The sequence below is a fragment of the Limnothrix sp. FACHB-406 genome (genome assembly GCF_014698235.1).
GTDB lineage: Bacteria > Cyanobacteriota > Cyanobacteriia > CACIAM-69d > CACIAM-69d > CACIAM-69d.
The window spans coordinates 48,569-73,513 of the sequence record NZ_JACJSP010000002.1 but is presented as its reverse complement, the minus strand read 5'-3'; the positions used below and the strand labels follow the sequence as shown (position 1 = coordinate 73,513).

Here is a 24,945-nt window from a genome sequence, read left to right as displayed (position 1 = left end):
AAAACAGGTCTTTTATGATTGACCCATGATAAAAGCTGGCCGATCGCCCAACGATGAAGCCTGATTAAGATTTTTTGGCCCCTCAGCCCGATCGCAAACTCAGCCGCTGCAACTCGTGATCGACCAATAGCCACAACTGACGATTGCGGGGGTCGGTGTTGAGGGCTTTTTTCAGATAGGTTTCGGCGCGGCTGCCCTGGCCTCGATTAATGAGTTCCCGGCCCCAACGGTGATAGGCGATCGCCAACCACTGTTTCACCTCTTCATCCCGATCGAGCCGTTGGGCCAACCCCTCCGCCAGGGCGATCGCGCTGGGGAATCGGCCCCCCTGGAACAGCTCCTGGAGCCGACGGAACGCATTTTCCTTCAACTCTTGCTCAAAGGGCGACAGGGAGGGATTCACCTGCACCTGAGGTTTCGCGGTCGATCGCGCGGTCGATCGCGCGGTTGATTGGTAGCGATTAGACTGCGCCGCTGCTGGGCTGGGCCCTGGGTTAGTCGCTGGATTCGGCGCGGGGCCAGGCGCTTGATTCGTTGCTGGGCGAGTTGCTGAGTTCGGCGCTGGGGCGGGTTCCTGAGGCGGCGGCGCGGCCGCGGCCGGTGGGGGTGGTGACTGGGGCGATCGGGCAGCGGGCGGCGGCGGGGACGGTGCAGCAACCGCAGCCGACGACCCAGACCAAGGAACCGTCGCACTGGGCCGCCCCGATCGCTCCATCAGGGCCCGGTAGGCCTGGGCCAAAGCCGCAAAGGTTTCTGCCGAGGCCGATCGATGGCCCGAATCGGGATGGTAGCGCCGGGCCAGCCGCCGATAAGCCCGCTTGATGTCTGCCACCGGAGCACCCGGCGGCAGTTCCAGCAGTCGATAGCAGTCCCGCACCGTCAAGGCCATAGCCACCTCAGTTCCTCACCCGAAATCCTCAAGATTGCCCCAAACCCTTTTCAAAATAACCGATCGCCCTTGCTTGTCACGCCATGCTACCCCCCAAAGATTAAGGGCGATCGACCCCTTTCAGAATCGATCGCCCCGTGGTTCAGCCTGACGTGATGGAGTCAGGGCAAGGAATAGAGCAAGGGGCTGAAGCCCCTTGTCTTCGGCCCGTTATCTATCGCAACTGAAGTATTGCAATTGAAGCAACGACCAATCCTAATCGCGGGATTCAATCACCCGATCGATCAGGCCGTACTCCTTCGACTCCTCCGCCGACAGCCAATAATCCCGCTCCGTATCCTTCTTCACCTTCTCCAGGCTTTGGCCCGTCCGCAGCGCCAGGATTTCATCCAACTGGCTGCGGGTTTTCAGGATTTCCTTGGCCTCAATGTCGATATCCGTGGCTTGGCCGCGGAACCCGCCCATACTCGGCTGGTGAATCATGATCCGGGCGTGGGGCAGGGCCAACCGCTTGCCCTTGGCCCCGGCCGCCAGCAGGAAGGCCCCCATCGAGGCCGCCAAGCCCACACAGACCGTCACCACGTCGGACTTGATGTGTTGCATCGTGTCATAAATCGCCATCCCCGCCGTTACCGAACCACCCGGCGAGTTGATGTACAGCACGATGTCCTTGCTGTTGTCTTCCGAGTCGAGGTAGAGCATCACCGCCACAATTTCGTTGGCGATTTCGTCGTCCACCTCTTTGCCCAAGAAGATGATCCGCTCCTGGTACAGGCGGTTATAGATGCTGATCCACTGGGTGTATTGGCTACCCGGCAGACGATAGGGAACTTGGGGAATGCCAATCGGCATAGGATCGAGACTCCTTCTTCAAATGGCTGACTAGTGGGTGGTTGGATGGATTGGGAGCGTCATCAGGGCGATCGGGCAACCTAGCCCAACCCCACCGAATTCACCACCGGCTTAGGCAGCCCCTCCGATGATTCTAGGATCGTGTCAATGATCCCGTATTCCTTCGCTTCGGCCGGAGTCATATAGAACCGGCGATTCATGTCTTTGGTGAGCTTGTCAGTGGTTTGCCCGGTGCATTCCGACAAAATATCCAGCATCACCCGCTTGTTGCGCAGCACCTCTTCCGCCTGGATTTGAATGTCCGTGGCCTGACCGCGTGCGCCGCCTTGGGGTTGTTGCAGCACAATCTTGGAGTTGGGCAAACTGGCCCGACAGCCCTTCGTGCCTGCTGCCAACAACATGGCCGATGTGCCCGCCGCCAAGCCCAGGCAAATCGTATGAACCGGCGGCTTGATGTAGCGCATCGTGTCGCAGATGGCAAAGGCATCCGTCTCGAACCCGAGATTACCGAAGGAGTTGATATAGATCCGAATTGGCTTTTCGGGATCGTCGTATTGCAAATACAACAGCTCGGCAATAATCAGCTCGGTGACGGCAGGTACGAGGGGCATTCCCAAGTAAACGATCCGCTCCTTGAGCAACAGGGAGGGAAGGTCTGGCGGGGGAGTCCGGTACGCGGTATCGCCGTAGTAGGGCGCTTGAACGGCCTCGATCTTGGGAGTCATCGGCAGATTCAGAAAATTCAGGGCGCTGCTGCGCAAACAGCAGTCATACTTCCAAAATACTAACGCGCAACGCTGACGGCCGGTTGAGTCCGGGCTTGGCGGTTCTCTGGGCAATGGGGGACGGTTGGACGATCGGTTAGCATGACCGCACAGCGCGATCGACCCAAGGATCGGTTAAGAGACCTCTTGCATCAATCAAAACCCTCACCCTAAATCCCTCTCCCAAGTCGGGAGAGGGACTTGAAAATCAACAACGAAATCGCCGTTATTCCTGATTTCTGGCTCCCCTTCGCCCACCTTGGGAGAAGGGGTTGGGGGATGAGGGCTGTTAGCCGATTCGCGCAAGAGGTCTAATCGATCGCTAAATCCAACACCACGGGGGTATGGTCGCTGGGCTTTTCGAGTTTGCGCGGCTCAATATCAATCTCGCAACTGCGGGCAGCGGGAATCAAGGCTGGTGATAAATAAAGATGGTCAATGCGCCAGCCGCGATTGCGTTGGAAACCACCCGATCGATAGTCCCACCAACTGAAGCGATCGCCTTCATCATAAAACAACCGAAAAGCATCCTGAAATCCCAAGTCTAAAACGCTAGTTTTCAGGGCTGCCCGCTCATCATCGGAGGCCATGATGTGGGTTTCGCGATTCTTGGGATTATGAATATCGCGATCTTCATAGGCAATATTAAAATCACCGCAAACACAAACCTGAGGATACTGGCTTAACAATTCTGCTAGGTAGGTTTTTAGCAACGCGAGCCAACGCAGTTTGTAGACATATTTTTCACTGCCAATTTCGGAACCATTGGGCACGTAGAGATCGACTAAAACCAAGTCGCCCGATCGAACCATAATCACCCGTTTTTGATCGTCTAAATCGCCGACCAATTCCGCATCCAAAACTGCGCCAAACCCGATCGCGCAGTGATCCACCGGTTGCCGACTGGCGATCGCCACGCCGTTGTAGCTCTTTTGTCCCGAAATTTCCAGGTGATAGCCCAAATCCGTAAAAGCCGATCGGGGAAAGTCGCTATCAATCACCTTAGTTTCTTGTAAACACAGAAAATCCACGGGATTTTCCTGCAACCAACCGGTGACATGATCGAGGCGTGATCGAACAGAATTAACGTTCCAAGTGGCGATTTTCATAGGGGCGATCAACGTGGATGCAGCGTCTAAAAGGGGCAAAAAATCGGTTGATGTTTGGCAAGGGGGCCCCAAAGCTTCCTCAGAATAGCGCTACAGTCGGGCCCGCGCCCGTACAATAGACCCCGGACATGAATTTTTTGCAGCATCCCATGGCCGATCGTTTTGCCTATCCCACCAGCCGCACCGTTGACCAAGTGGACATCTACCACGGCGTTTCCGTGCCAGATCCCTACCGCTGGTTAGAAGATGCCAACGCGACCGAAACGGCCGATTGGATTGCCGCCCAAAATCAATTGACCTTTGATTATTTGGCGCAAATTCCGGCGCGATCGCCCATTTATGACCGGATGCTGCAACTTTGGGACTATGAAAAATTGAGCGTGCCCTGGAAGCGGGGCGATCGCTATTTTTATTACAAAAACGACGGTCTGCAAAATCAAAGCGTGCTCTATACGCTCGATCGCCTCGATGGGGAACCGCGCGTTTTGCTCGACCCAAATCGGCTGTCGGATGATGGCACGGTGGCTCTGTCGGGGATTGCTTTCACCCAAGATGGCTCGCTGATGGCCTATGGCTTGTCCGCGGCAGGTTCCGATTGGCAAACCTGGCGCGTGCGATCGGTGGCAACCGGGGAAGATCTGCCCGATCGCCTAGATTGGGTGAAGTTTTCGGGAGCCTCTTGGACACCGGATAATCGCGGCTTTTTCTATAGTCGCTACGATGAACCCAACGCCGAAAACCAGTTCCAAGAAATCAACTATTTCCAGAAGCTTTATTATCACGAACTGGGCACTGAGCAAGCTGCCGATCGACTAATCTATGAGCGACCTGATCAGCCAGAATGGGGCTTTGGCGGCACGGTCAGCGATGACGGTTCCTATCTGTTGATTTCCGTTTGGAAGGGAACTGAATCCAAAAATTTGTTGTTTGTAAAAGATCTGCGGCAACCGGATTCGCCCGTGCGGGAACTGGTGGGCGATTGGGTCGGCGGCTTTGGCTTTATTGATAATGACGGGGCGATCGGTTGGTTTGAAACCAACTGGCAAGCGCCCATGGGTCGGGTGGTGGCGATCGACCTCGACGCGACCAGCACCGATTGGCAATCGACGATCCAAGAAGTGATTCCCGAAGCAACCCACAAGCTAGATGCGGTGTCCACCCTGAATGATGGGTTTGTGGTGGAATATTTGCAGGACGCGCGATCGGCGGTGCAGTTTTTTAATTTGCAAGGGCAATTCCAGTTTGAGATCGAGTTGCCGGGCCTCGGTTCGATCGGGGGATTTCAAGGCAAACGGGGCGATCGGGAAGCCTTCTATAGCTTCACCAGCTACACCACCCCCACGCGCATTTATCGCTACGACTTTGCTAGCCAAACCAGTCAGCTTTTCCGCAAGCCAACGGTTGCATTTAACCCGGACGATTACGAAACGCGCCAAGTTTTTTATCGCAGCAAAGATGGCACACAAATCCCGCTATTTATTAGCCATAAGAAAGGGCTGGAATTAACCGGCGATCACCCCACGATTCTGTATGGTTATGGCGGGTTCAATGTGTCCCTCACTCCTGTGTTTTCCGTTTCCAATTTGGTGTGGATGGAAATGGGTGGTATCTACGCCGTGGCTAATCTGCGGGGCGGTGGCGAATATGGCGAAGCTTGGCATGAAGCGGGCACAAAACTGCAAAAGCAAAATGTCTTTGATGACTTTATTGCTGCCGCTGAGTGGTTGATTGCGAATCAATACACCAAGCCCCAACGGCTAGCGATTTCCGGTGGCAGTAATGGCGGTTTGTTGGTGGGCGCTTGCCTGATTCAGCGACCGGATTTATTTGGGGCAGCCCTGCCAGCAGTGGGGGTGATGGATATGCTGCGCTTCCCCCAATTTACGATCGGTTGGGCCTGGTGTTCTGACTATGGATCGCCGGAAGACGAAGCGGAATTTCAGGCTCTCTATGCCTATTCACCGCTACATAATTTGCGATCGGGCACAGCCTATCCCGCCACCCTCATCACCACAGCCGATCGGGACGATCGCGTGGTACCAGCCCATAGTTTCAAGTTCACGGCGGCCCTGCAAGCGACCCAAGGTGGTGATGCACCGACCCTGATTCGGATTGAAACGAAAGCGGGTCATGGAGCTGGAAAACCCACCACCAAAATCGTGGAAGAAGCTAGCGATAAGTTGGCATTCTTGGTCAAAACTCTCGATTTTCAGCCTCGGCTCGTCGCCAAGGTTGCTGAGTCCTAATGATGGGGTTTACGCCGACTGTGCGACCCACTTTGCGATCCATGGAAGCAGTTCCCACGGGTGAATTGTGCATCGATCCGCTACCGGATTTGCTGTTACATCAATCCACCTGGGGGGAACCAACCACGGCGGAGTTTCAGATCGAAATTCGCCATGCGGATCATCTTCAGCAACCCCTAAATTTAGATCAGGCGATCGCCCAGTTTGCTGACCTCTCGCCCCGGGGTGGCAAGCTGACGGTGATGGCGCGATCGCTGCGGTTTTCCTTAGTAATTCCCACCTACGAAGAAGCCGAAAATATTGAAGCCTTGGTGCGATCGCTCGTGGCGGTTTTAGATCCCGTGCTGCCCCATGATTATGAAATTATTGTGGTGGATGACAACAGTACCGATCGCACCTGGAAAATTGCCCAGGAATTAACCACCGAATTTCCCCAATTGCGGGTGCTTTGTCGTCACTATGAACGGGGATTAGCCACCGCTGTAATTCGCGGTTGGCAGGTGGCCAAGGGCGAAATTTTGGGCGTAATTGATGGCGACGGCCAGCACGATGAGCAACTGTTGCCGGAGATGGTGGCGCAAATTTTGGCCGGGGCTGATTTGGTGGCCGCCAGTCGCAATGATCCCGGCGGCGGCATCAGTGATTGGAGCCTGTGGCGGCGGCTCACCTCTCGGGGCGCGCAGATTTTGGGGTTGACTCTGTTGCCCGACGTGGTGGGGCGTTTGTCCGATCCCTTGAGCGGTTATTTTGTGTTGAAACGTAGCGCGATCGCCCAAAAAATCCTCAATCCCTTGGGCTATAAAATCCTGATTGAAGTATTAGCAAAAGGTGATTTTGGGCGCGTCAAAACCCTCCCCTACGAATTTCGCGAACGGCAATCGGGCGAAACCAAAGTCACTTGGTATCACGCGATCGACTATTTCGCCCATTTGCTGCGGCTGCGGCTCGATCGCTTCCCGGTGCAGCGCTTCATCCGGTTTGGTATTGTCGGCTTGAGTGGAGTAATCGTAGATATGGCGGTGCTCTACGCCCTTAGCGATCCCAGTACCTTGGCTTGGGGTCTCACCCGCAGCAAAATCATCGCAGCGGAAGTGGCAATTTTGAATAATTTTTGGTGGAACGATCGCTGGACATTTCGGGACTTATCCCAACGCCAAACCGGCTTTCGTCGCCGCCTCGAACGGTTCCTGAAATTCAATTTAATTTGCTTAATGGGGCTGATTCTGAATGTCTTGATTTTGAATCTCTTTTTTAATGTGATTTTTGCGGGTCAATATCGTTATTTAGCGAACCTAATCGCGATCGGCTTAGTCACCTTCTGGAACTTTTGGCTGAATACCAAACTCAGTTGGCGGGTGACCGATCGCGATCGCGCCGAACTCCCCAATTCCTAGATCACCCAGCCGCTCCCCCCAAGCACCCCATGAAGCCCCCTAAAAAACGTTGGATTGTGCTGCTACTGTTCTTTTGCCTCGGGGCGATCGGGGCAATGTTTTACAGCTTGGGGATGATTGACGTGGAACGGCTGCGCACGCAAATTGGGGGTACGGGTTGGCTCGCGCCATTGGTTTATATGGTGGTCTATCTTGCTGTCACCATGCTGATGTTACCCTCAACGGCTTTAAACCTTTTGGGTGGCGCATTATTCGGCTCAATTTGGGGCACGATTTGGACGAGTTTAGCCGCCATTTTGGCCGCGATCGCCTCCTTTTATCTCAGTCGTTGGCTGGCTCGACCTGCCTTTGAGCGCCGCCTCGCCGATCGCTGGCAAGAAATGGATCAAGAAATTCGTCGCCACGGCTTTGCCTATATGTTTGCCGTGCGTCTGTTGCCGATTTTGCCCTACGGTTTAGCCAACTACACGGCGGGTTTAACCTCCGTGCGCTTTCGGGATTATTTAATTGCCACCGTGGCGGGCACGGGCCCCGGCGTATTTTTATTTGTGCAATTGGGCAGTTCCGGCACCGATGCCATTAGTCGGGGTCAGTTTTTGCCCCTGAGTTTGACCCTGGGGGCGATCGGGCTGCTGATCATCGGGGCTACTTGGTATAGCCATCGGTTGGCGCGCTTGGCGGGGCGCGAATAATGCCGCCGGGGCCGATCGATCCCCCCCAAGCGGTATCCTGAGGCAAATATCGGCGGGAATAGGCTGAAACCATCGCCTAGTCTAGGCTTGGCATTAACCGAGCCTTAATCTACATCGGGCGATCGCCCGTCTTGCGCCGCTGCCCTCTTGCTCCTTTTGTCCCTGTTGCCCCGCACGGAACCTATGCGAATTGCGCTGTTTACCGAAACCTTTTTGCCCAAAATCGATGGGATCGTGACCCGTCTGCGCCACACGATCGATCACCTGCAAAAAATGGGCGATGAGGTGCTGATTGTCACGCCCGATTTGGGGTTAAAGGACTACAACGGCTCAAAAGTTTTTGGGGTTTCGGGGTTTCCACTGCCGCAATATCCTGAGCTAAAAATTGCCCTACCACGCCCGGCAATTGGTCGCGAATTGGATCATTTTCACCCCGATTTAATTCATGTGGTTAACCCGGCTGTCGTCGGTTTAGGCGGCATCTATTACGCCAAAACTCGTCAATTACCCCTCGTTGCTTCCTATCACACGCACCTGCCCCAATACCTACAACATTACGGATTGGGAATGCTAGAAGGCTTGCTCTGGGAATTGCTAAAAACCGCCCACAATCTCGCAGAAATTAACCTTTGTACCTCCACCGCCATGGTGCAGCAACTGAGCGACCATGGCATTGAGCGCACCGCCCTTTGGCAGCGCGGCGTAGATACAGACAGCTTCACGCCCGATCGCGCCACCACCGAAATGCGCGACTTCCTCAGCCAAGGCCACCCGGACGCGCCCCTGCTGATCTACATCGGTCGCCTGTCCGCCGAAAAGGAGGTCGATCGCATCCGGCCCGTGCTCGAATCGATTCCCGGCGCAAGGCTCGCCCTCGTCGGTGACGGCCCCTACCGCGCCGAGCTAGAGGAATTTTTCGCGGGAACCACCACCCATTTCGTCGGCTACCTGCGCGGTCTGGAGCTAGCCGCCGCCTATGCCAGCGCCGATGCGTTCATCTTCCCCTCGCGCACGGAAACCCTCGGTCTGGTGCTGTTGGAAGCAATGGCGGCCGGCTGTCCCGTGGTGGCGGCCAACGCGGGCGGCATCCCCGATATCGTCACCGACGGCGTAAACGGCTTCCTGTTTGACCCCACCGATGACCAGGGCGCAATCACCGCCACCCAACGCCTGTTCGCCGATCCGAGTCAGCGGGCCAACCTGCGATCGGCTGCCCGAGCCGAGGCCGAACGCTGGGGCTGGGCCGCCGCTACCCGCCAACTAAAGGACTATTACTACGGAATCTTGAGCATGAGTCAGCGACAGGCGGCTTAGGCTGAAATGACCAGCCCAATTCGGGCGATCGACCCTACTGGTTTATGGAGCACCTCTCAACAATGACGGACTCAACGGGCGACACAATCACCATTGGCATTCTGGGCGGCAGCGGTCTCTATCGAATGGAGGCGCTGCAAAATCCCCAAGAACAGCGGATTGAAACCCCCTTCGGCCCCACCTCCGACGCAATCATCACCGGAACCTTGGACGGTGTGCCCGTGGCCTTTCTGGCCCGCCATGGCCGCCACCATCACCTGCTGCCCACGGAAGTGCCCTACCGTGCCAACATCTGGGCCCTCAAAACCTTGGGCGTGCGCTATCTCCTGTCCGTGTCGGCGGTGGGATCGTTGCAAATGGCGGCTAAGCCTCTGGATATTGTGTTGCCAGATCAGTTCATCGATCGCACCCGTAACCGGGTTTCCACCTTTTTTGGCGATGGCTTAGTGGCCCATATTGCCTTTGGTGATCCCATTTGTGCAGCCTTGTCGGGCTTGGTGGCTGAGGCGATCGACTCCCTGGCCCTGTCGGAGGTGACGTTGCATCGCGGCGGAACCTATCTCTGCATGGAAGGGCCAGCTTTCTCCACGCGGGCCGAATCCCAGCTCTATCAAAGTTGGGGAGCCACCGTCATTGGCATGACCAACTTACCGGAAGCCAAGCTGGCCCGAGAAGCGGAAATCGCCTACTGCACGATCGCCCTGGTCACCGACTATGACTGTTGGCACCCCGATCACGACAGTGTGACCACCGAGATGGTGATTGGGAACTTGCATCGCAATGCCGACAACGCCCGATCGATCATCCGAGAAACAGTCCGCCGCTTGGGGGCCCAACCGCCCGAGTCGATCGCCCATCAGGCCCTGGCCGGTGCGCTGCTCACCCCCCTCGACAAAGTGCCCACCGCCACGCTCGATCGGCTCGCCCCCCTGTTGGCTCCCTATCGTTAAACGCAGCACCCACTGAGCAAATGAGCAAAAGACCCCGGGCCTTTAGGCTCTGGAGTTCAGGGACGGGAGGCTAAACAACCGGCGCAGCCCAGCACTGGCGGGCCAATTCCCCTGATCGATCGGCTGAATGGGGTAATCCACAGCTTGTTAGTAATGGGCTTGGCCATCCGGGCCGATCGCCCCCGTCCAAACCACCGCCCGGGTGTTGGCCTGGGACAAATCCGCATCAATCAACACCGCCCCCCGCAGCACAGCACTGCTGAAATTCGTCCATTGCAAGCGAGCCTGAAACAAATTGGCATCGCTCAAATCCGCTTGGCGCAACGTTGACCAACTGAGATTGGTTTCCCGCAAATTTCCCTTCAGCAGTTTGGCCGCCGTGAAATCCGCCCCGATCGCCTTGGCTCGCCGCAGGTCGCAACTGGACAAGTCCGCCGCCAAAAACACCGTGCTACTGGCATAAACCTCCAGCAACATCGCCCCCACCAACACCGAATCTGAAAAATTGGCCTTGGTCAAATTGGCCCGCGTGAGGTTCGCCTTGGTCAAATTGGCTTCCGTGAGCTTGGCGTGGTGCAACGTGGCCTCTCGCATGTTGGCCCCTTCCAAGTTGGCCTGATGCAAATCCGCTTCACTGAGATTGGACTCGATCAACACCGCTTCCCGCAAATTCGCCCCGACCAACTTGGTGGCCCGCATCGAGCAACCGGACAAATTCGCCTGATCGCCCAAATCCACGCCGCTCAAGTCCGCCCCAATGCAGTTCGCATTCACCAAATTGGCTCCCCGCAACGACGCATCCCGCAATTTCACCTCGCGGAGATTAATCCCACGCCATTGCACATGATTCGCCTCCACGCTCAGTAAACGCGCTTCCCGCAGGTTTCCTTCTTCCAAGTTGGAGCCGGACAACTTGGCCCCTGATAAATCCGCCCCCTGGAGCGAAATACCGGGCAACAGGGCCCCACTGAGATCCGCCGATGACAAATCAACGCGGTCAAAATCTCGCTCTCCGGCTGCGTAGCGTTCGAGCAATTCGCTAACTTCCATGGGGGAGCCTCATCACGGACTTCAATGCTGCTGTCTGGGGGATATGAACAATCCACATTTCAATCGTCCTCAAAATCCCCCGTAGGACTGGGGCAGAGATTTCAACACCAGCTCAGCAATTCAGCAGTTCTAGCAATTTCACAGAGCCATTCAAAACTCATTCACACCCTTGGACTTCAGCCCCAGCCACTTGGCCAATCAAGGACAGGGCCAACCAGCAACATGGCGAAATGACTAGGCGATCGGGATTTTGTTTGGGCTGCGATCGTAACCATGCTGATTTTACACCTCGGCTCAGGGTCGCTCCTGACAGGACGGGGCTTGCACCCCCAACGGCCGCCAACGATATGGCCAGTCCTGCCCGATCGCATCACCCATCTTCAGCTTTTTGTCCCGGTGAATCTACCCACAGCCCAGAACGATCAGTATCGCTAGATACAGAACGATACTCGACAAAATTGATGCAATTGCCTGTGTTTAAAGCAAGTCCACGTCGATCAACAATTGCTGCGTCAAGAGACTGTCTTGGATTGCAGTCTAGCTCTCATTGAGTCCCTGTCAAACCCTGGGGCAAACCACTCCCAAAGGCGATGCATCTACAAAAGGCGGCCAGTCCGATCGTGTCAGCCTGTGGAGCAAATGAAGCCAACTTCGCCGCGATGGAGCAGGAAGCTTCCTGATTGCCGCATTCGTGAGCGAATCGCAGCAATTGTTAGTGAAGGAGTGATGGTCTTAGTTTTAACCAGTCAGCAACCGCCCTGTCTCTGAACCATCCATATCAACATCAACCCCTATAGGAACCGTTAGTCTATGGCTAGGCTCAAGTTCTCGGGTCGCCGTAAGGGGCATTCGCGCTCCCTTAACGAGGGCACCGATCGATCCATTGACCAGATCCTGAGTGCCGGGCGATCGTTCTTTCACGACGTATTCGGTCGCCGCACCTCCCTCGGTTGGTTAGCCTGCATTCCTTTGGCCGCCGTGATTGTGGCCACCTGGAACCTGGCTGCCCATGCCGCTGAACCCATCAAGCCCGAAGACGTTCAGGGCCTGCTGAACATGACCTGGGTTCTAGTGGGAGCCATCCTCGTGATCTTCATGAACGCGGGCTTCTGCATGTTGGAAACGGGCTTCTGTCGTCAGAAGAACGCCGTTAACGTTCTGACCAAGAACCTGATTGTATTTGCTCTGGCCACCTTGGCATTCTGGGCTTTGGGCTATGGCTTCATGTTTGCCCAAGGCAATAACGTAATTGGCACGACGGGCTTCTTCCTGTCAGGAACGCCCGAAACTTACGGCATTGAAGCAACGGGGCTGCCGGTCTCGCTGCACTTCCTCTTCCAAGTTGCCTTTGCGGGCACCGCCGCCACGATCGTGTCCGGTGCGGTGGCTGAGCGGGTGAAGTTCGTGGACTTCTTGATCTTTAGCTTGCTGCTGGTTGGGGTGTCCTACGCCATCACAGGCCGTTGGATTTGGAGCGGCACGGGCGGTTGGTTGTTCAACATGGGCTTCCGCGACTTCGCTGGTTCAACGGCGGTACACTCCGTCGGTGGTTGGGCAGCGCTGATGGGTGCTTCGATTCTGGGGCCCCGGATGGGTAAGTATGACAACGGCCAACCCCGCGCCATCCCTGGCCACAACATGAGCATTGCCACGTTGGGCTGCTTGATTCTGTGGGTTTGCTGGTTTGGGTTTAACGGGGCTTCGACCCTGGCGGTGAATGCAGCAGTGCCTTACATCGCTGTGACCACCAACTTGGCCGCCGCAGCGGGTGGCGTAACCGCCACGTTCACATCCTGGTGGCTGTCGGGCAAGCCGGATCTGTCGATGGTGATCAACGGCATCCTGGCTGGCTTGGTGGGCATCACGGCGGGTTGCAACGTGGTTGACTACACCGGTTCTGTGTTGATTGGTGGCATTGCCGGGATTCTGGTGGTGCTGTCGGTGGGCTTCTTTGACTCGGTGCTGAAGGTCGATGACCCAGTGGGTGCTACTTCGGTGCACTTGGTTTGCGGTGTTTGGGGCACGCTGGCGGTCGGCCTGTTCAGCATTGGTAAGGATGCAACGGGTGCGGATGCGGCTGGTTTGGGCCTGTTCTATGGTGGTGGTTTGACCCAGTTGGGTGTGCAATTCCTGGGTGTTGCCATTGCTGGTGGGGTGACGGTGTTGCTGTCCACCATCTTCTGGTATGCCCTGAATGCCTTTGGTGGCATTCGGGTTTCGCCCGAGGAAGAAGCCATTGGCCTCGATATCGGCGAGCACGGGATGGAAGCCTACAGTGGCTTTGTGAAGGACAACACCTCGATCGGCCCCACGGGTACGGCGGCAATGGGTGTTTCGGATCAAACCGCATCCTAGGGAAAAGCCTCGGTACTGGGGCGAGGTCGGGTAACGATGCTTTTCTATCGTTTCGACGACCTTAGCTGTTAGCCGAGTTCGGATGCGACTGATTACCACAGGTGTTCAATGACACAGGAGGGGGCGATCGCCCTCTTTTGTGTTTAGGGATGTTTTTTTTGCGGCCAAAGTTCGCTAGAGTTCTTAGTGAATTGGTCTTTTGGCGATGGATGCAAGGTCAACGGAGCCAGTTAGGGCCGGTTGGCTTGCACCGAGGCAGGGTCACCACAACGTTTCAGGGCAAATCGTGTTTTCTCGATCGCGTGCTCGACGAACAGGAATTTTTGGCCGCTCGATTGGCTGGTCACGCCGATCAAGTGGTTTCTCACCGTCTAAGCCCCGCGCTCCTTGGTGGGTCAAATGGTCTCTATGGGGCAATGGATTATTAGCAGTGGCCTTTTTGGTGGTCGTCACGGGCCTAGACCGTGCGGCGGCCAAGGCCATTGCCCAAGCGATTGACCAGATTCAGCAAACCCAAGAGTCTTTGGAGCGATCGCCCACTAGGGCCGTGGCAGCCACGGTGACCACTCCGAAGCGATCGCCCGTCGCGGCCACCAGTTATGAAGGATGGGTGGCTCGGCGGCGGCAGGAAGCCAATGCGATGGCCCTGCGACGGCCCGCCCGGTTGGCGGTGTTGGTGGGCGATTCCTTAACTCTGGCCTTTCCGTCCCGTCTGTTGCCGGCGGGAACCACTTGGCTAAATCAGGGCATCTCTGGGGATACGACCCGGTTGTTGTTGCAGCGCTTGGATGGGTTGGCACGTCTGCAACCGGAGGTGATTTTTGTGGCGATCGGGATTAATGACCTGATGCAAGGGGTCAGTGATGACACGATCGTGGAAAATCACCGGGCCATCACCCAAGAATTGCGCCGAGCCCACCCCAATTCGCGGATTGTGTTGCAAAGCCTGTTTCCCCATCGCGGGGCTAGCTCCACTTGGGAAGGTCGGGCCCGTTTGCGCCAGGCCACACTCGATCGAATCAAGCGCATTAACCGCCGGTTGAACCAGGTGGCCCGGGATGAACGGGTGGGCTTCTTGGATTTGTTTCCGATGTTCACCGATCCACAGGGCAATCTGCACCCAGATCTCACTACTGACGGCCTGCACCTGAGCGATCGGGGCTATTTGGTTTGGCGTGCGGCCCTCGATTCTTTCTTGCAACTGTCGCGATCGGGCGCGGCGGGGTTAACCGTCACACCGCGACCCGCCGAAGAAAACCGGGCCGGGGCCCAGCGCTTGACCGATTCCGACAACCGGAGCGTGGCAACTCCAAGCGATCGCCCTTCCCCCACGCCCAAGGCCTCACCGGCCGATCGCAAACCGTCCAGCAGTAGCGCTGCGCCCGCCAATCGTCCGGCGGAGTCGCCCGATCGGGCCCGCAGCACCAACCGGCGCGAAGCACCCGCCACCACCGACGACCAGCGCCCCTAAGGCCGTAAGATATTCACCAACTCACCAGCCAGACGGGCAACGACCAGGCCACGGGTAACCAGGCCATGCACAGAACGCCATGCACAAATTGATCAAAGGCTTGCGGCAGTTTCAGCAAGATTACTTCGCGTCCCATCAAAAGCTGTTTGAAGAGCTGGCCCATGGGCAAAAACCGCGCGTTCTCTTCATCTCTTGTTCTGACTCCCGCGTTGACCCGGAACTGATTACCCAATCGGATCCTGGCGAAATTTTCGTGATCCGCAATGCCGGTAACATCATTCCCCCCTATGGCGCGGCTAATGGCGGTGAAGGAGCGACGATCGAGTATGCGATCGAAGCCTTGGGGGTGAGTGAAATTGTGGTTTGCGGCCATTCCCACTGCGGGGCCATGAAAGGCCTGCTGAAGATCAAAGAGCTGGAAGACAAAATGCCCTTGGTCAGCCGCTGGCTGGAACATGCGGAAGCAACGCGCCAGGTGGTTTTGCAAAACTACAGCCCCTGTAGTGGTGAAGATTTGCTGGAAATTGCGGTGGCCGAAAACGTGCTCACCCAAATTGACAACCTGCGCACCTATCCCTGTGTGCGAGCCAAGCTGAACCAGGGCAGCTTGCGACTCCATGCTTGGGTTTATGAAATTGAAACAGGGCGAATTTATGCCTACGACCCCCAAACCCAGGAATATGTGGAGCCGGAAAGTGCCTGGAATCGGCCCACGCCGACCCTGACCTTGCCCCAGCGCCAAGCCCAAGCCTGTGCCTGGTTGCCGCCGGAGCAGTCGGAGCGAATTTATCGCGGCGCACGCTAGGGCCCGCTATTAAATCGCCCACAACCCTGATTCCACCGTGACAAAATCGTGAGGAGCAAGGGGCTTCAGCCCCTTGTTACGACGATCGGGGCGTGAACAATCAACCGTTTTCGCTTGGTTCCAGGAGCTGCCGACAGGCCGCTCAGCTTCCCGGCACGACGATCGGGGCAATCGCTCGATCGAGCGAATAGACCTCTTGCGCGAATCAGTTAACAGCCCTCATCCCCCAACCCCTTCTCCCAAGGAGGGCGAAGGGGAGCCAGAAATCGGGAATAACGGCGATTTCGTTGTTGGTTGCCAAGTCCCTCTCCCGACTTGTGAGAGGGATTTAGGGTCAGGGTTTTGATTGATGCAAGAGGTCTAATGATTCTCGATCGAGCGATTCCCTAATCCGTAGTGGGCAGGGCCGCATGAACCGATCGCTCTAAATAGATTTGAGCCACCCGATCGCCCGGGAATTGCCGCAAACATTCTTCAAAACAAACGGCCGCCGACTTGAACTCTTGACGGTGATAGAGCCAAGTGCCTTCCTCAAAATGGGCCATGGTGGAGAGTTTTTGGTCGCGGATGGGGGACGGATCGCCATCGATCGCCTCAAACACCGCCACGGGCCGAGATTTGCCTGTCACCTGTAACCGATCGATAAACCGCAGGTGATAGCGCGTTGGATCCTCCATCTGGGCGATCGTGTGGTGGGAAATCAGGATGCTGCTTTGGTAGCGCTTGGTCAGGGTTTCCAACCGAGCCGCCAAGTTAACCGCGTCACTGATGGCAGTCCCATCCATCCGATTTTTACCGCCCACTGTTCCCAATCGCATTTGGCCAGTGTTGATGCCAATGCCAATTTCGATCGGCACTTCGCCCGCCTGTTGTCGTTCGCGGTTAAAGACTTCCAAATTTCGCCGCATTTCGATCGCGGAGGCCACCGCGTCATCGGCCGATTCCGGAAACAGCGCCATCACCGCATCGCCAATGAATTTGTCAATGAAGCCGCCATTTTGCTGAATCGCCGGTTCCATATGGGCCAAATAGCGGTTAATGAACCGGAAGCTCTCGGCCGGTAACAGGTTTTCCGTGATCGTGGTGAACGATCGAATGTCGGAAAACAAAACCGACATCTGCCGTTCCACTTGGTCGCCCAGTTCCACCTCCAAAATGCTCTGTTTATTCAGCAGACGCAGGAACTCGTGGGGCACAAACCGCCCGTAGGCAATATTGATGTGGGACAGTTGCAGATGGGTTTTCAGACGAGCCAGCAATTCCTTCTTGGAAACGGGTTTCGTGAGGTAGTCATTGGCTCCGGAGTCGAGACCTTGCACCAAGTCTTCCACCTGGTTTTTGGCCGTGAGCATCAAAATCGGCAGCTTGTGGGCGGGATAGCGCGATCGCAACTGCTGGGTCAGCTCATAGCCGGTCATTTTCGGCATCATCACATCCACCAACACCACATCGGGCTGAAACCCTTGTTCCAACACGGCCAGGGCAGCAGGGCCGTTGTCGGCGGTCACGATTTCATACTCCTCCTGGGACAGGAAATTTTCCAGCACCTGAAGATTCACCGGCTCATCATCCACCATCAGGATTTTGAACCGTTGATTGGGTTGGGTGCGGGCGGCGCTGGCCTTGGCCAAGAGCTGTTCCGTGTCCCGCTGGCTAAGGGCTTCTAGGAGACGATCGCCCTCCACGGTGGCCGGAGCCAGGGTAATCGGTTCCGGTGCGATCGGGGCTTCGGGAGCCGGTTTGGGATTGGTGGGGGCAGGCTTGCGCAACATCATGGGCGATCGCCGGAAGCTGGGCATTTCGTAGGTGAGGGCTGGCGCTTCCAGGGCCACCGGCAAGGTCAGCGTAAAGATGGATCCCACTTCGGGACGGGACTCCACCCAAATTTTGCCCCCATGCAGTTCCACCAGTTGCCGCACAATGGCCAACCCCAACCCCGTGCCGCCATATTCCCGGGCCGTGGAGCGATCGGCCTGTTCAAAGGATTCAAAAATGCGCTCGATCGCCTCTGTGGGAATACCAATGCCCGTATCACTGACGGAAATGGCCAGCCACTTTTGGGCAGCCGTTTCCGGGGATGACTCGGAAGGATGCTCCCGCTCAAACTGCTCAGATTCTGCCGGATCCAATCCGGGGCGATCGAACAGAGCACCCTGCCCGATCGCGCTTGAGGGCATCACCACCCCCGTTAATTGATCCAATTGTTGACCCAATTGCTGATCCCCCAATTGAGGATCTAGGGAGTTGGCAGGATCGACAGAAGGCGGCTGATGCAACTGATGCAACAGTTCCGCGTCCGGCTGCCAACGGCGAGCATGAACAATCACCTCACCGCTTTGGGTGAACTTGAGCGCATTGCTAACCAGGTTGTGCAAAATCTGTTGCAGCCGGTTGAAGTCCGCCAACACGGGCGGCAGAGCCAAATCAATGGCATTCACCAGCGCCAAGCCCTTACGTTCCGCTTGGTCGTAGTGCAGTTGCAACACCTGTTCCACCACCACAGCCAAGGTGCAAGGGCGCAGGGCCAGGTCAATCGTCTGGTGTTGCAGTTTGGAAAAGTCCAGCAGATCGTTCACCAAATTGGCCAACCGATGGCCACTGGCGGCGATCGTGTCCAGGTTTGACCGTTCCCGATCGCTCAATCCTCCCCGATCGTCATCCAGCATCGCCTCCGCCAAGCCAATGATGCCGTTGAGGGGCGTGCGCAGTTCATGGGACGTATTTGCCAGCAAATCATCCTTCAGGCGGTTCAGGCGCTGGAGTTCCTGGTTGGCGGTTTCCAACTCCGCCGTCCGCTGCTGCACCTGGGCTTCCAGGCTCGCATTCAGGGACTCCAGCGCCTGGGACTTTTCCTGCAAGGCATCCATCACCTGGTTGTAGCGCTCGGCAATGTAGCCCACCTCCGTGAACGGATCCACCGGCACTCGCAAGTGCAAATCTCCCTGGCGAGCATGGTGATCCATCACCTCAAATAGGTCATAGACCTCCGTTTTTACCTGGTGCTCCGCCACGTTCAGGCCCATCTGTTCTTCCGCAAGGGAAACCCGCAGGGGATGCAGGCGATCGACCCAGCGCAGCAACCCGTAAGACAACCCAAAAGACCAGAGGGCGCAAACTCCAATGCCCAACAGTTGCACGGCAATTTGTTGGGGGCGCTCCAAACCGCCCGGCATTTGGCTCAAATCCCCAAATAACCCCACACAGAGCGTGCCCCAGGCCCCGGCCCCCGCATGGATGGGCACAGCTCCCACCGCGTCATCGATTTGGCGGCGATCGAGCCACCATTCCACCGCCAACGCCACGGCCGCCCCCGTGAACCCCACTACCAGGGCGATCGGGGTCGTAATCACATTGCAGCAGGCCGTCACAGCCACCATACCCGCCAGGGAACTGTTGATCAGGCATTCCACATCCGGCCGGTGGCGATAGTACCAACCCAGGGCCCCGCCGCCCAGCATCCCCGCCACACCCCCAATCACCGTATGCACCAGCACCGCCGGGACATGTTCATTGAGGGCCAGGGTGCTGCCGCCATTGAACCCCAACCAGCCCAGCCACAGCATCATGGCCCCAAGCATGGAAAAGGGCAGATTCGACCCGCTGATTTTGTGCTGCCGGGTGGCTTCGTCATAGCGCCCCCAGCGCGGCCCCACCACCAACAGCGTGGCCAGGGCAATCCAGCCCCCCACGCTATGCACCACTGTGGAACCCGCAAAGTCATAGAACCCGAGCGATCGCAACCAGCCCACCCCCTGGCCGGCAGGACTTGCGCCCACAATTTCCATTCCCTTCCAAGCCCAATGGCCAAACAGGGGATAGATCAATCCTGAACAAAGGAAACAAACGATTAGATAAGACGAAAACCGCATTCGTTCCGCCACCGCACCGGAAATAATGGTGGTGGAAGTGCCACAAAACATTAATTGAAAAATTAAAAAAGCCGCCAGTTGAGGCTGCGATTCCACCGATAGGGCAAAGTAGTCATGGCCCATCCAACCCCACCAAGAGGGGCCAAACATCACCCCGAATCCAAACAACCAGTAGAGCAGTGCCGAAATGCCAAAATCTGATAGGTTTTTGGCCGCCACATTAATGCTGTTTTTCGATCGGGTCATGCCCGATTCCAAACACATAAAACCAGGCTGCATCAGAAACACGAGTCCCGAGCACCCCAGCAACCAAGCCACATCGCGCATATTCAGCCAATTGAGATGAGCAGCCACAGGATCCCTACTCCAACATGGGGAGCATTTACCGTTCGTTGCATCTTTTCTTCAATAATTTTTAGCAACTGCTTCAGTCTAATCAGAAGTCTCCAGTGGGGGGCAGATTGGACTTGCCCGATCGAACCCCACAGTCAACCCAAAGGCATGGATTAATCTCAGTCCGCATTGGGTTTTATTGCTTTTGCTGATCTTCTCACTGCCAAGGGAATTACGGAATCAATGTCCTATTTTAGGTATTAATTAATACATGTAAAAAGGATTGCCGAGAACCGCTTCAATCATCCGAATCCATCCTCTTTTGGACTGGTCTTGAATCGGTGGCCGTAGGCCATTGCCCATGGAGTTGCCCAAGGACTGCTGACCCAGAATTCAGCAGTTGCCGGATCCGCGATCGAATTCGCCTGATATTCTGAACAAGCTGACTGGCTGAGTCTTGGGCCCATTCAACCCCATCCATCGGCTCAGGAAACCATCCCCTTGGGTCAGTCTTAACCTGTTTTTGCGCTGTTGAGATCGCCCTGCCTTGCAATACCTGCGCGATGGTCAAGCCATTTATGAACAGTCCTTCGCCACGATTCGGGCGGAGGTGGATTTGGCACAATTGCCCACGGATTTGCAGCCGGTGGCGGTGCGGCTGATCCATGCTTGCGGGATGACAGATTTGGTGACGGATTTGCAGGCCACGGCCGGTGCAGCGACGATCGGCCGATCGGCCCTGGCGGCCGGCGCGCCGATCCTTTGCGATGCGCAAATGGTGGTGCAGGGCATCATCCGCGATCGATTGCCGGCCACGAATCCGGTGATCTGCACCCTGGGCGATCCAGCAGTGCGGCCGTTGGCCCAGGAAATTGGCAACACCCGATCGGCGGCGGCGGTGGAACTGTGGCGGCCCCACTTGGCGGGGGCCGTGGTGGCGATCGGGAATGCGCCCACGGCTTTGTTTCACCTGCTGGAATTGCTGGATGCGGGTTGGTCAAAACCGGCGCTGATTTTGGGCTTCCCGGTGGGATTTGTGGGAGCGGCGGAGTCGAAGGCGGAATTGGCGGCCAATTCGCGCGGTGTGCCGTTCATCACGCTGCATGGGCGGCGGGGCGGCAGTGCGATCGCGGCGGCGGCGGTGAATGCCCTGGCGAAGGAGCTGGAAGCGTGACGGGCAAGCTCTACGGCCTGGGCGTGGGGCCGGGCGACCCGGAATTGCTGACCCTGAAGGCGCACCGGATTTTAACGACCGTGCCGGTGGTGGCCTATCCGGCGGCGGCCGATGGCGGCTCGGTGGCGCGGGCGATCGTGGCGGCGTTCTTGCAACCGACGCAAATCGAAGTCCCGATCGTCCTGCCCTTCAGCCCCCAGGAGTCGGCGGCGGCGGGCTACGATCGCGGCGCGGCGGAGATTGCGGCTCACCTGGCGGCGGGGCGCGATGTGGCGGTGCTCTGCGAGGGGGAACCGATGCTCTACGGTTCGTTCATGTATCTGCTAAATCGACTGGGCGATCGCTTCCCCACAGAGCTAGTACCGGGGATTTCCTCCACCCTGGCGGCGGCGGACGTGGCCCAAGTGCCCCTAACCTATCGCCAAGACGTGCTGACGATTTTGCCGGCCACGCTCGATCGCCCGACCCTGCGCGATCGCCTAGCCCAAACCGATGCGGCGGTGATTATCAAACTGGGGCGGCATTTTGGGAAGGTGCGATCGGTGCTCGATGAGTTGGGGCTAACGGGGCGATCAATCTACATCGAACGGGCAACCCTACCGCAGCAACAAATCCAGGCGATCGACCAGGTAGACCCGGCCGCCGTGCCCTACTGGTCGCTGATCCTAATTCCCAGCCACCGCCAACCGGGAGCCTAGGCTAAAAAATCACCATGGTTGCCGCTGGTGCAACGGCCGCTGTCCCCGGTGCTGGGGGTCGATCGGGCGGGCGAATCAGCAACCCTTGGCCCGTGGGTAACGAGGCGATCGCCACCTGCTTTTGGCGGGCAAAGTCATCCATGCCCAATTTTTGCGGGCGATAGCCGTTGTAGGCGTAGTCATCCAACAAAATCACCGCTCCCGGCACGAGTCGCGGCCACAGAAACTCCAGGGCCGCCACTTCCGGCGGTGAGCAGTTCAGGTCAATGTGGACAAAGGCGATCGCCCCGGAATCAATCTGCGGCAAGGTTTCTGGAATCGATCCCTCAATGATTTTGGCTTTGGGCCATTCACTGAAGTTGCGGCGCACGGACTCCACACCACTAACGTAGAAGCCGTTGTCGAGCAGCTCGCGGTTTTTGTCGAGGATGCCGCCGGCCCGTTCGCGATCAGACACATATTTGGGATCTAGCCCCTGGAACGTGTCGAGCAGATAGAAGGTGCGATCGCCCCGGTTCCAATCCAGGTAATTCATAATCGCCGAACTGAGGAAGCCGTGATTCACACCGCATTCCACAAAGTCCCCCGGCAGTTGGGCCGCCGTGGCCGCCGCCCACAGACCCACATGGACGCGCCAATGCCATTGGTAATCCCAGCCCACGGCCTGCACGCCGCGCGCGTAGGCCCGTTGGAAGGCGAGATCGTCCATGAATTCGTGGTTGTGGACGCTGCGGAGACCGTCGCGATCGTAGACGACTTCCCCCAGTTCAGGATTATGCATGGCTCGCTCTAGACCTCAGCTAGTTCCCGCTCGGCCCGCTTGTAGGCTTCGTCGATCACTTCCGAGAGGGTCGGGTGCGCGTGAACCACAAAGGCCAGGTTCTTCACGGAGTCGCGCTGGGCGATCGCCGTGGCCACCTCTTGGATCAAGTCCGAAGCGTGGATGCCAAAGATATGCGCGCCCAACACTTCGCCCGTGTCCTTGCGGAAAATCACCTTGGCCAGGCCGTCGCCTTCGCCCTCGGCGATCGCCTTGGAGTTGCCCTTGAAATAGGTGCGAGTCGTACCCACGCTGAAGCCTTCCGCCTCGCCCAGTTCCTTGGCTTGGGGTTCCGTCAAACCGACGAAGCTAATTTCGGGATGGGTGAAGGCGGCGGCGGGAATGCTGCGGTAATCGACTTCCCGATCGCGCCCGCAGATGTTTTCCACGACGACCACGCCCTGGGCCGAAGCCGCGTGGGCCAGCATCATTTGCCCCGTCGCATCCCCGATCGCCCAGAGGTGCGGTACGGGTTCGCCATCCTTTAGCACCTGCATCTTGCCATTGACGGGAATGAAGCCGGGGCGGTTGGTTTCCACACCCACATTCTCCAGACCAATATTGGCTGTGGCGGGGCGGCGACCCGTAGCCACCAAGCAAGCATCCACCTCCAACACGTCCACCACTTCCTTGGTTTTCGCGTCGGTCAGTTCGATCGTCACTGGCGCGCCGGGGGTGATCTTGGTGGCAAACACGCCGGTATAGGTTTCGATGTCGCGCTGATCGATCAGCGTCCGCTTGGCCACCTTGGCGATGTCCGGATCAAAACCGGGCATCAGTTGATCGAGGGCTTCGATCATCGTCACTTCCGCGCCCAGGGCCGTGTACACATCGGAGAATTCCAACCCGATGTAGCCGCTGCCGATGATCGCCACCCATTGGGGCACGGATTCCAGCCGCACCGCTTCATCGCTGGTGAACACCGTTTTGCCATCCAGCTCGATTCCCGGCGGCACAAAGGGCACCGACCCGGTGGAAATCAAAATATTGCGGGCGCTGATCGTTTTGGTGATCGTGCGGTTGCCGTCGGCGGTGTTCACTTCCACCTTTTGGGGAGCCAGCAGCTTGCCCCAACCCTGGATGATGTCTACGCCAATCCGCTTCAGGCTGTTGGTCAGGTCGCCTTGGATTTTGCCCACGAGATTAGTGGCGTGGTCGGCGATCGCCTGGCGATCGAACTGCACGCCGCCCACTTGAATCCCCATGGCTTTGAGGTGGGCGGCATTGCGAAGATCGCGCACCCGGCCGGAAGCCGCCAGCAAAGCCTTGGAAGGAATGCAACCCCGGTTAACGCAGGTGCCGCCCATTTCGGCTGCTTCCACGATCGCCGTTTTCAGGCCACAGGCGACGGCGTGCAGTGCTGCACCATGGCCGCCGACTCCGGCTCCGAGGATCAACAAGTCGTAGTCGAATTCTTGAGTCACGCCCGCCTCCTGGGTTTGGATTGCTCTCAAAGTCCCCATTGTCCGGCGAAAGGGGCGATCGGGCAATTGCCACCCGGCCACCAAGCCGCCCCGGCTCGCTCAGTCTCACCGTTAGCATCCAATAGATTGGTCGATCGCTAGCAACTGGGATCCCGTTTCACAAAGGGCATGAGGTGCATCATAAAATCTCGCTTCCCAATTGCAGCACCAGCCATCCGCAAAATGCCATAGGTTGTAGTTAGGTGAAAGTAGAAGTTCGGCATCAAAAAATCATCCACATAGGCTAATCCTGGCAACTCCAGCGATAGGCCTTCTCCTAGGTCAATGCGATGAATTTCTGAGAGTTTGGCATCTCCGGCGTTAATCTGGCTCAGCAACTCTCGGGTGGAGGTGATGTAATCTCGAGCAGTTTCCAAGGTGGTCACTTCGGGGTTCAAGTTGCTAGCGGGTTGGTCAGCGCACCAAAGGGCAAAGTTACGCGGCTGGTTACAGGTAAAGGCGATTTGTGTGCCAAAGGGCAGCATGTCGGGCGCAAGCCGAAGCTGAAAGAGGGCAGCCCGATCGGTGACAAAGTGAGAATCGGCAATATCCAGCAAATGGCTTAAGGTTTCTAGGCGAGATTCAAAAATCGCCCGAAATCGCTTAATTCTGATGTTTTCCATGATGTTTGAAGCAATAGAGCGAAAGACCCCAAACCTAAGCAGCCACAGATAAGGCGCTCTTTCAAAACAATATT

Annotated in this window: 19 protein-coding genes; 10 read left to right on the top strand and 9 right to left on the bottom strand. The window is 57.1% G+C overall.

The genetic code is table 11. The annotated features are described in order from the left end of the window. Positions 1-82: 82 nt before the first annotated feature. The 4 genes from H6G53_RS02215 to xth all read right to left on the bottom strand — a co-directional run bounded on the left by H6G53_RS02215 (position 83) and on the right by xth (position 3,614). Positions 83-889, bottom strand: coding sequence for a J domain-containing protein (locus tag H6G53_RS02215; protein ID WP_199309108.1), 807 nt, complete (start codon positions 887-889; stop codon positions 83-85). Between the two features lie 255 nt (positions 890-1,144). Further along, positions 1,145-1,741 carry an ATP-dependent Clp protease proteolytic subunit gene (locus tag H6G53_RS02210; protein WP_190353568.1) on the bottom strand — a complete coding sequence of 199 codons (597 nt, stop codon included), beginning with the start codon at positions 1,739-1,741 and terminating at the stop codon, positions 1,145-1,147. 80 nt (positions 1,742-1,821) lie between these two features. Continuing rightward, a complete protein-coding gene (locus tag H6G53_RS02205) occupies positions 1,822-2,466 on the bottom strand; it encodes an ATP-dependent Clp protease proteolytic subunit (RefSeq protein ID WP_199291366.1) in 645 nt (214 codons plus the stop codon). Positions 2,467-2,816: 350 nt separating this feature from the next. Continuing rightward, positions 2,817-3,614, bottom strand: coding sequence for an exodeoxyribonuclease III (gene xth, locus H6G53_RS02200; RefSeq protein ID WP_190530800.1), 798 nt, complete (start codon positions 3,612-3,614; stop codon positions 2,817-2,819). A 149-nt stretch (positions 3,615-3,763) separates the two neighbouring features. Between xth and H6G53_RS02195 the strand changes: the two genes are divergently transcribed. The 5 genes from H6G53_RS02195 to H6G53_RS02175 all read left to right on the top strand — a co-directional run bounded on the left by H6G53_RS02195 (position 3,764) and on the right by H6G53_RS02175 (position 10,210). Next, the gene (locus tag H6G53_RS02195; protein ID WP_190530799.1) at positions 3,764-5,860 is read left to right on the top strand and encodes a prolyl oligopeptidase family protein; all 2,097 of its coding nucleotides are present in this window, start codon (positions 3,764-3,766) and stop codon (positions 5,858-5,860) included. 242 nt (positions 5,861-6,102) lie between these two features. Next, the gene (locus tag H6G53_RS02190; RefSeq protein ID WP_190530947.1) at positions 6,103-7,254 is read left to right on the top strand and encodes a glycosyltransferase; all 1,152 of its coding nucleotides are present in this window, start codon (positions 6,103-6,105) and stop codon (positions 7,252-7,254) included. A gap of 29 nt (positions 7,255-7,283) precedes the next feature. Beyond that, on the top strand, positions 7,284-7,946 hold the full coding sequence (locus tag H6G53_RS02185; RefSeq protein WP_099533853.1) for a TVP38/TMEM64 family protein: 663 nt from the start codon (positions 7,284-7,286) through the stop codon (positions 7,944-7,946). Positions 7,947-8,129: 183 nt separating this feature from the next. Beyond that, positions 8,130-9,260, top strand: coding sequence for a glycosyltransferase (locus H6G53_RS02180; protein WP_190530946.1), 1,131 nt, complete (start codon positions 8,130-8,132; stop codon positions 9,258-9,260). A gap of 62 nt (positions 9,261-9,322) precedes the next feature. Beyond that, complete coding sequence (locus H6G53_RS02175) at positions 9,323-10,210, top strand: S-methyl-5'-thioadenosine phosphorylase (RefSeq protein ID WP_190530798.1); 888 nt, start codon at positions 9,323-9,325, stop codon at positions 10,208-10,210. Between the two features lie 147 nt (positions 10,211-10,357). Here the strand turns inward: H6G53_RS02175 and H6G53_RS02170 are convergent, their stop codons facing one another. Next, positions 10,358-11,260: a pentapeptide repeat-containing protein gene (locus H6G53_RS02170; RefSeq protein WP_099533857.1), complete on the bottom strand. Its 903-nt coding sequence runs from the start codon at positions 11,258-11,260 to the stop codon at positions 10,358-10,360. An 810-nt stretch (positions 11,261-12,070) separates the two neighbouring features. Here H6G53_RS02170 and H6G53_RS02165 point away from each other — a divergent pair. From H6G53_RS02165 to H6G53_RS02155, 3 genes are all read left to right on the top strand, one after another. Continuing rightward, a complete protein-coding gene (locus H6G53_RS02165) occupies positions 12,071-13,615 on the top strand; it encodes an ammonium transporter (protein ID WP_190353574.1) in 1,545 nt (514 codons plus the stop codon). A 430-nt stretch (positions 13,616-14,045) separates the two neighbouring features. Further along, entirely contained in the window at positions 14,046-15,086 is a 1,041-nt protein-coding gene (locus H6G53_RS02160) for a GDSL-type esterase/lipase family protein (protein ID WP_158234466.1), read from the top strand. Between the two features lie 79 nt (positions 15,087-15,165). Next, positions 15,166-15,891 carry a carbonic anhydrase gene (locus H6G53_RS02155; RefSeq protein WP_099533861.1) on the top strand — a complete coding sequence of 242 codons (726 nt, stop codon included), beginning with the start codon at positions 15,166-15,168 and terminating at the stop codon, positions 15,889-15,891. A gap of 386 nt (positions 15,892-16,277) precedes the next feature. Here H6G53_RS02155 and amt read toward each other — a convergent pair whose 3' ends face one another. Beyond that, complete coding sequence (amt, locus tag H6G53_RS02150) at positions 16,278-20,114, bottom strand: ammonium transporter (RefSeq protein ID WP_190530797.1); 3,837 nt, start codon at positions 20,112-20,114, stop codon at positions 16,278-16,280. Positions 20,115-20,640: 526 nt separating this feature from the next. On the opposite strand from amt, the gene H6G53_RS02145 reads away from it, so the two are divergent. Both H6G53_RS02145 and cobI read left to right on the top strand, forming a co-directional pair. Next, positions 20,641-21,267, top strand: a complete 627-nt coding sequence (locus tag H6G53_RS02145; RefSeq protein WP_190530796.1) for a precorrin-8X methylmutase — start codon at positions 20,641-20,643, stop codon at positions 21,265-21,267. Next, positions 21,264-21,965, top strand: a complete 702-nt coding sequence (gene cobI / locus H6G53_RS02140; RefSeq protein ID WP_190530795.1) for a precorrin-2 C(20)-methyltransferase — start codon at positions 21,264-21,266, stop codon at positions 21,963-21,965. The genes H6G53_RS02145 and cobI overlap by 4 nt, the downstream gene beginning before the upstream one ends. A gap of 1 nt (position 21,966) precedes the next feature. Here the strand turns inward: cobI and H6G53_RS02135 are convergent, their stop codons facing one another. The 3 genes from H6G53_RS02135 to H6G53_RS02125 form a co-directional block, all read right to left on the bottom strand. Then, a complete protein-coding gene (locus H6G53_RS02135) occupies positions 21,967-22,746 on the bottom strand; it encodes a TylF/MycF/NovP-related O-methyltransferase (RefSeq protein ID WP_190530794.1) in 780 nt (259 codons plus the stop codon). Positions 22,747-22,754: 8 nt separating this feature from the next. Beyond that, complete coding sequence (lpdA, locus tag H6G53_RS02130) at positions 22,755-24,209, bottom strand: dihydrolipoyl dehydrogenase (protein WP_347278272.1); 1,455 nt, start codon at positions 24,207-24,209, stop codon at positions 22,755-22,757. Positions 24,210-24,346: 137 nt separating this feature from the next. Beyond that, positions 24,347-24,871 carry a DUF1993 domain-containing protein gene (locus H6G53_RS02125; RefSeq protein WP_190530793.1) on the bottom strand — a complete coding sequence of 175 codons (525 nt, stop codon included), beginning with the start codon at positions 24,869-24,871 and terminating at the stop codon, positions 24,347-24,349. Positions 24,872-24,945: the final 74 nt, after the last annotated feature.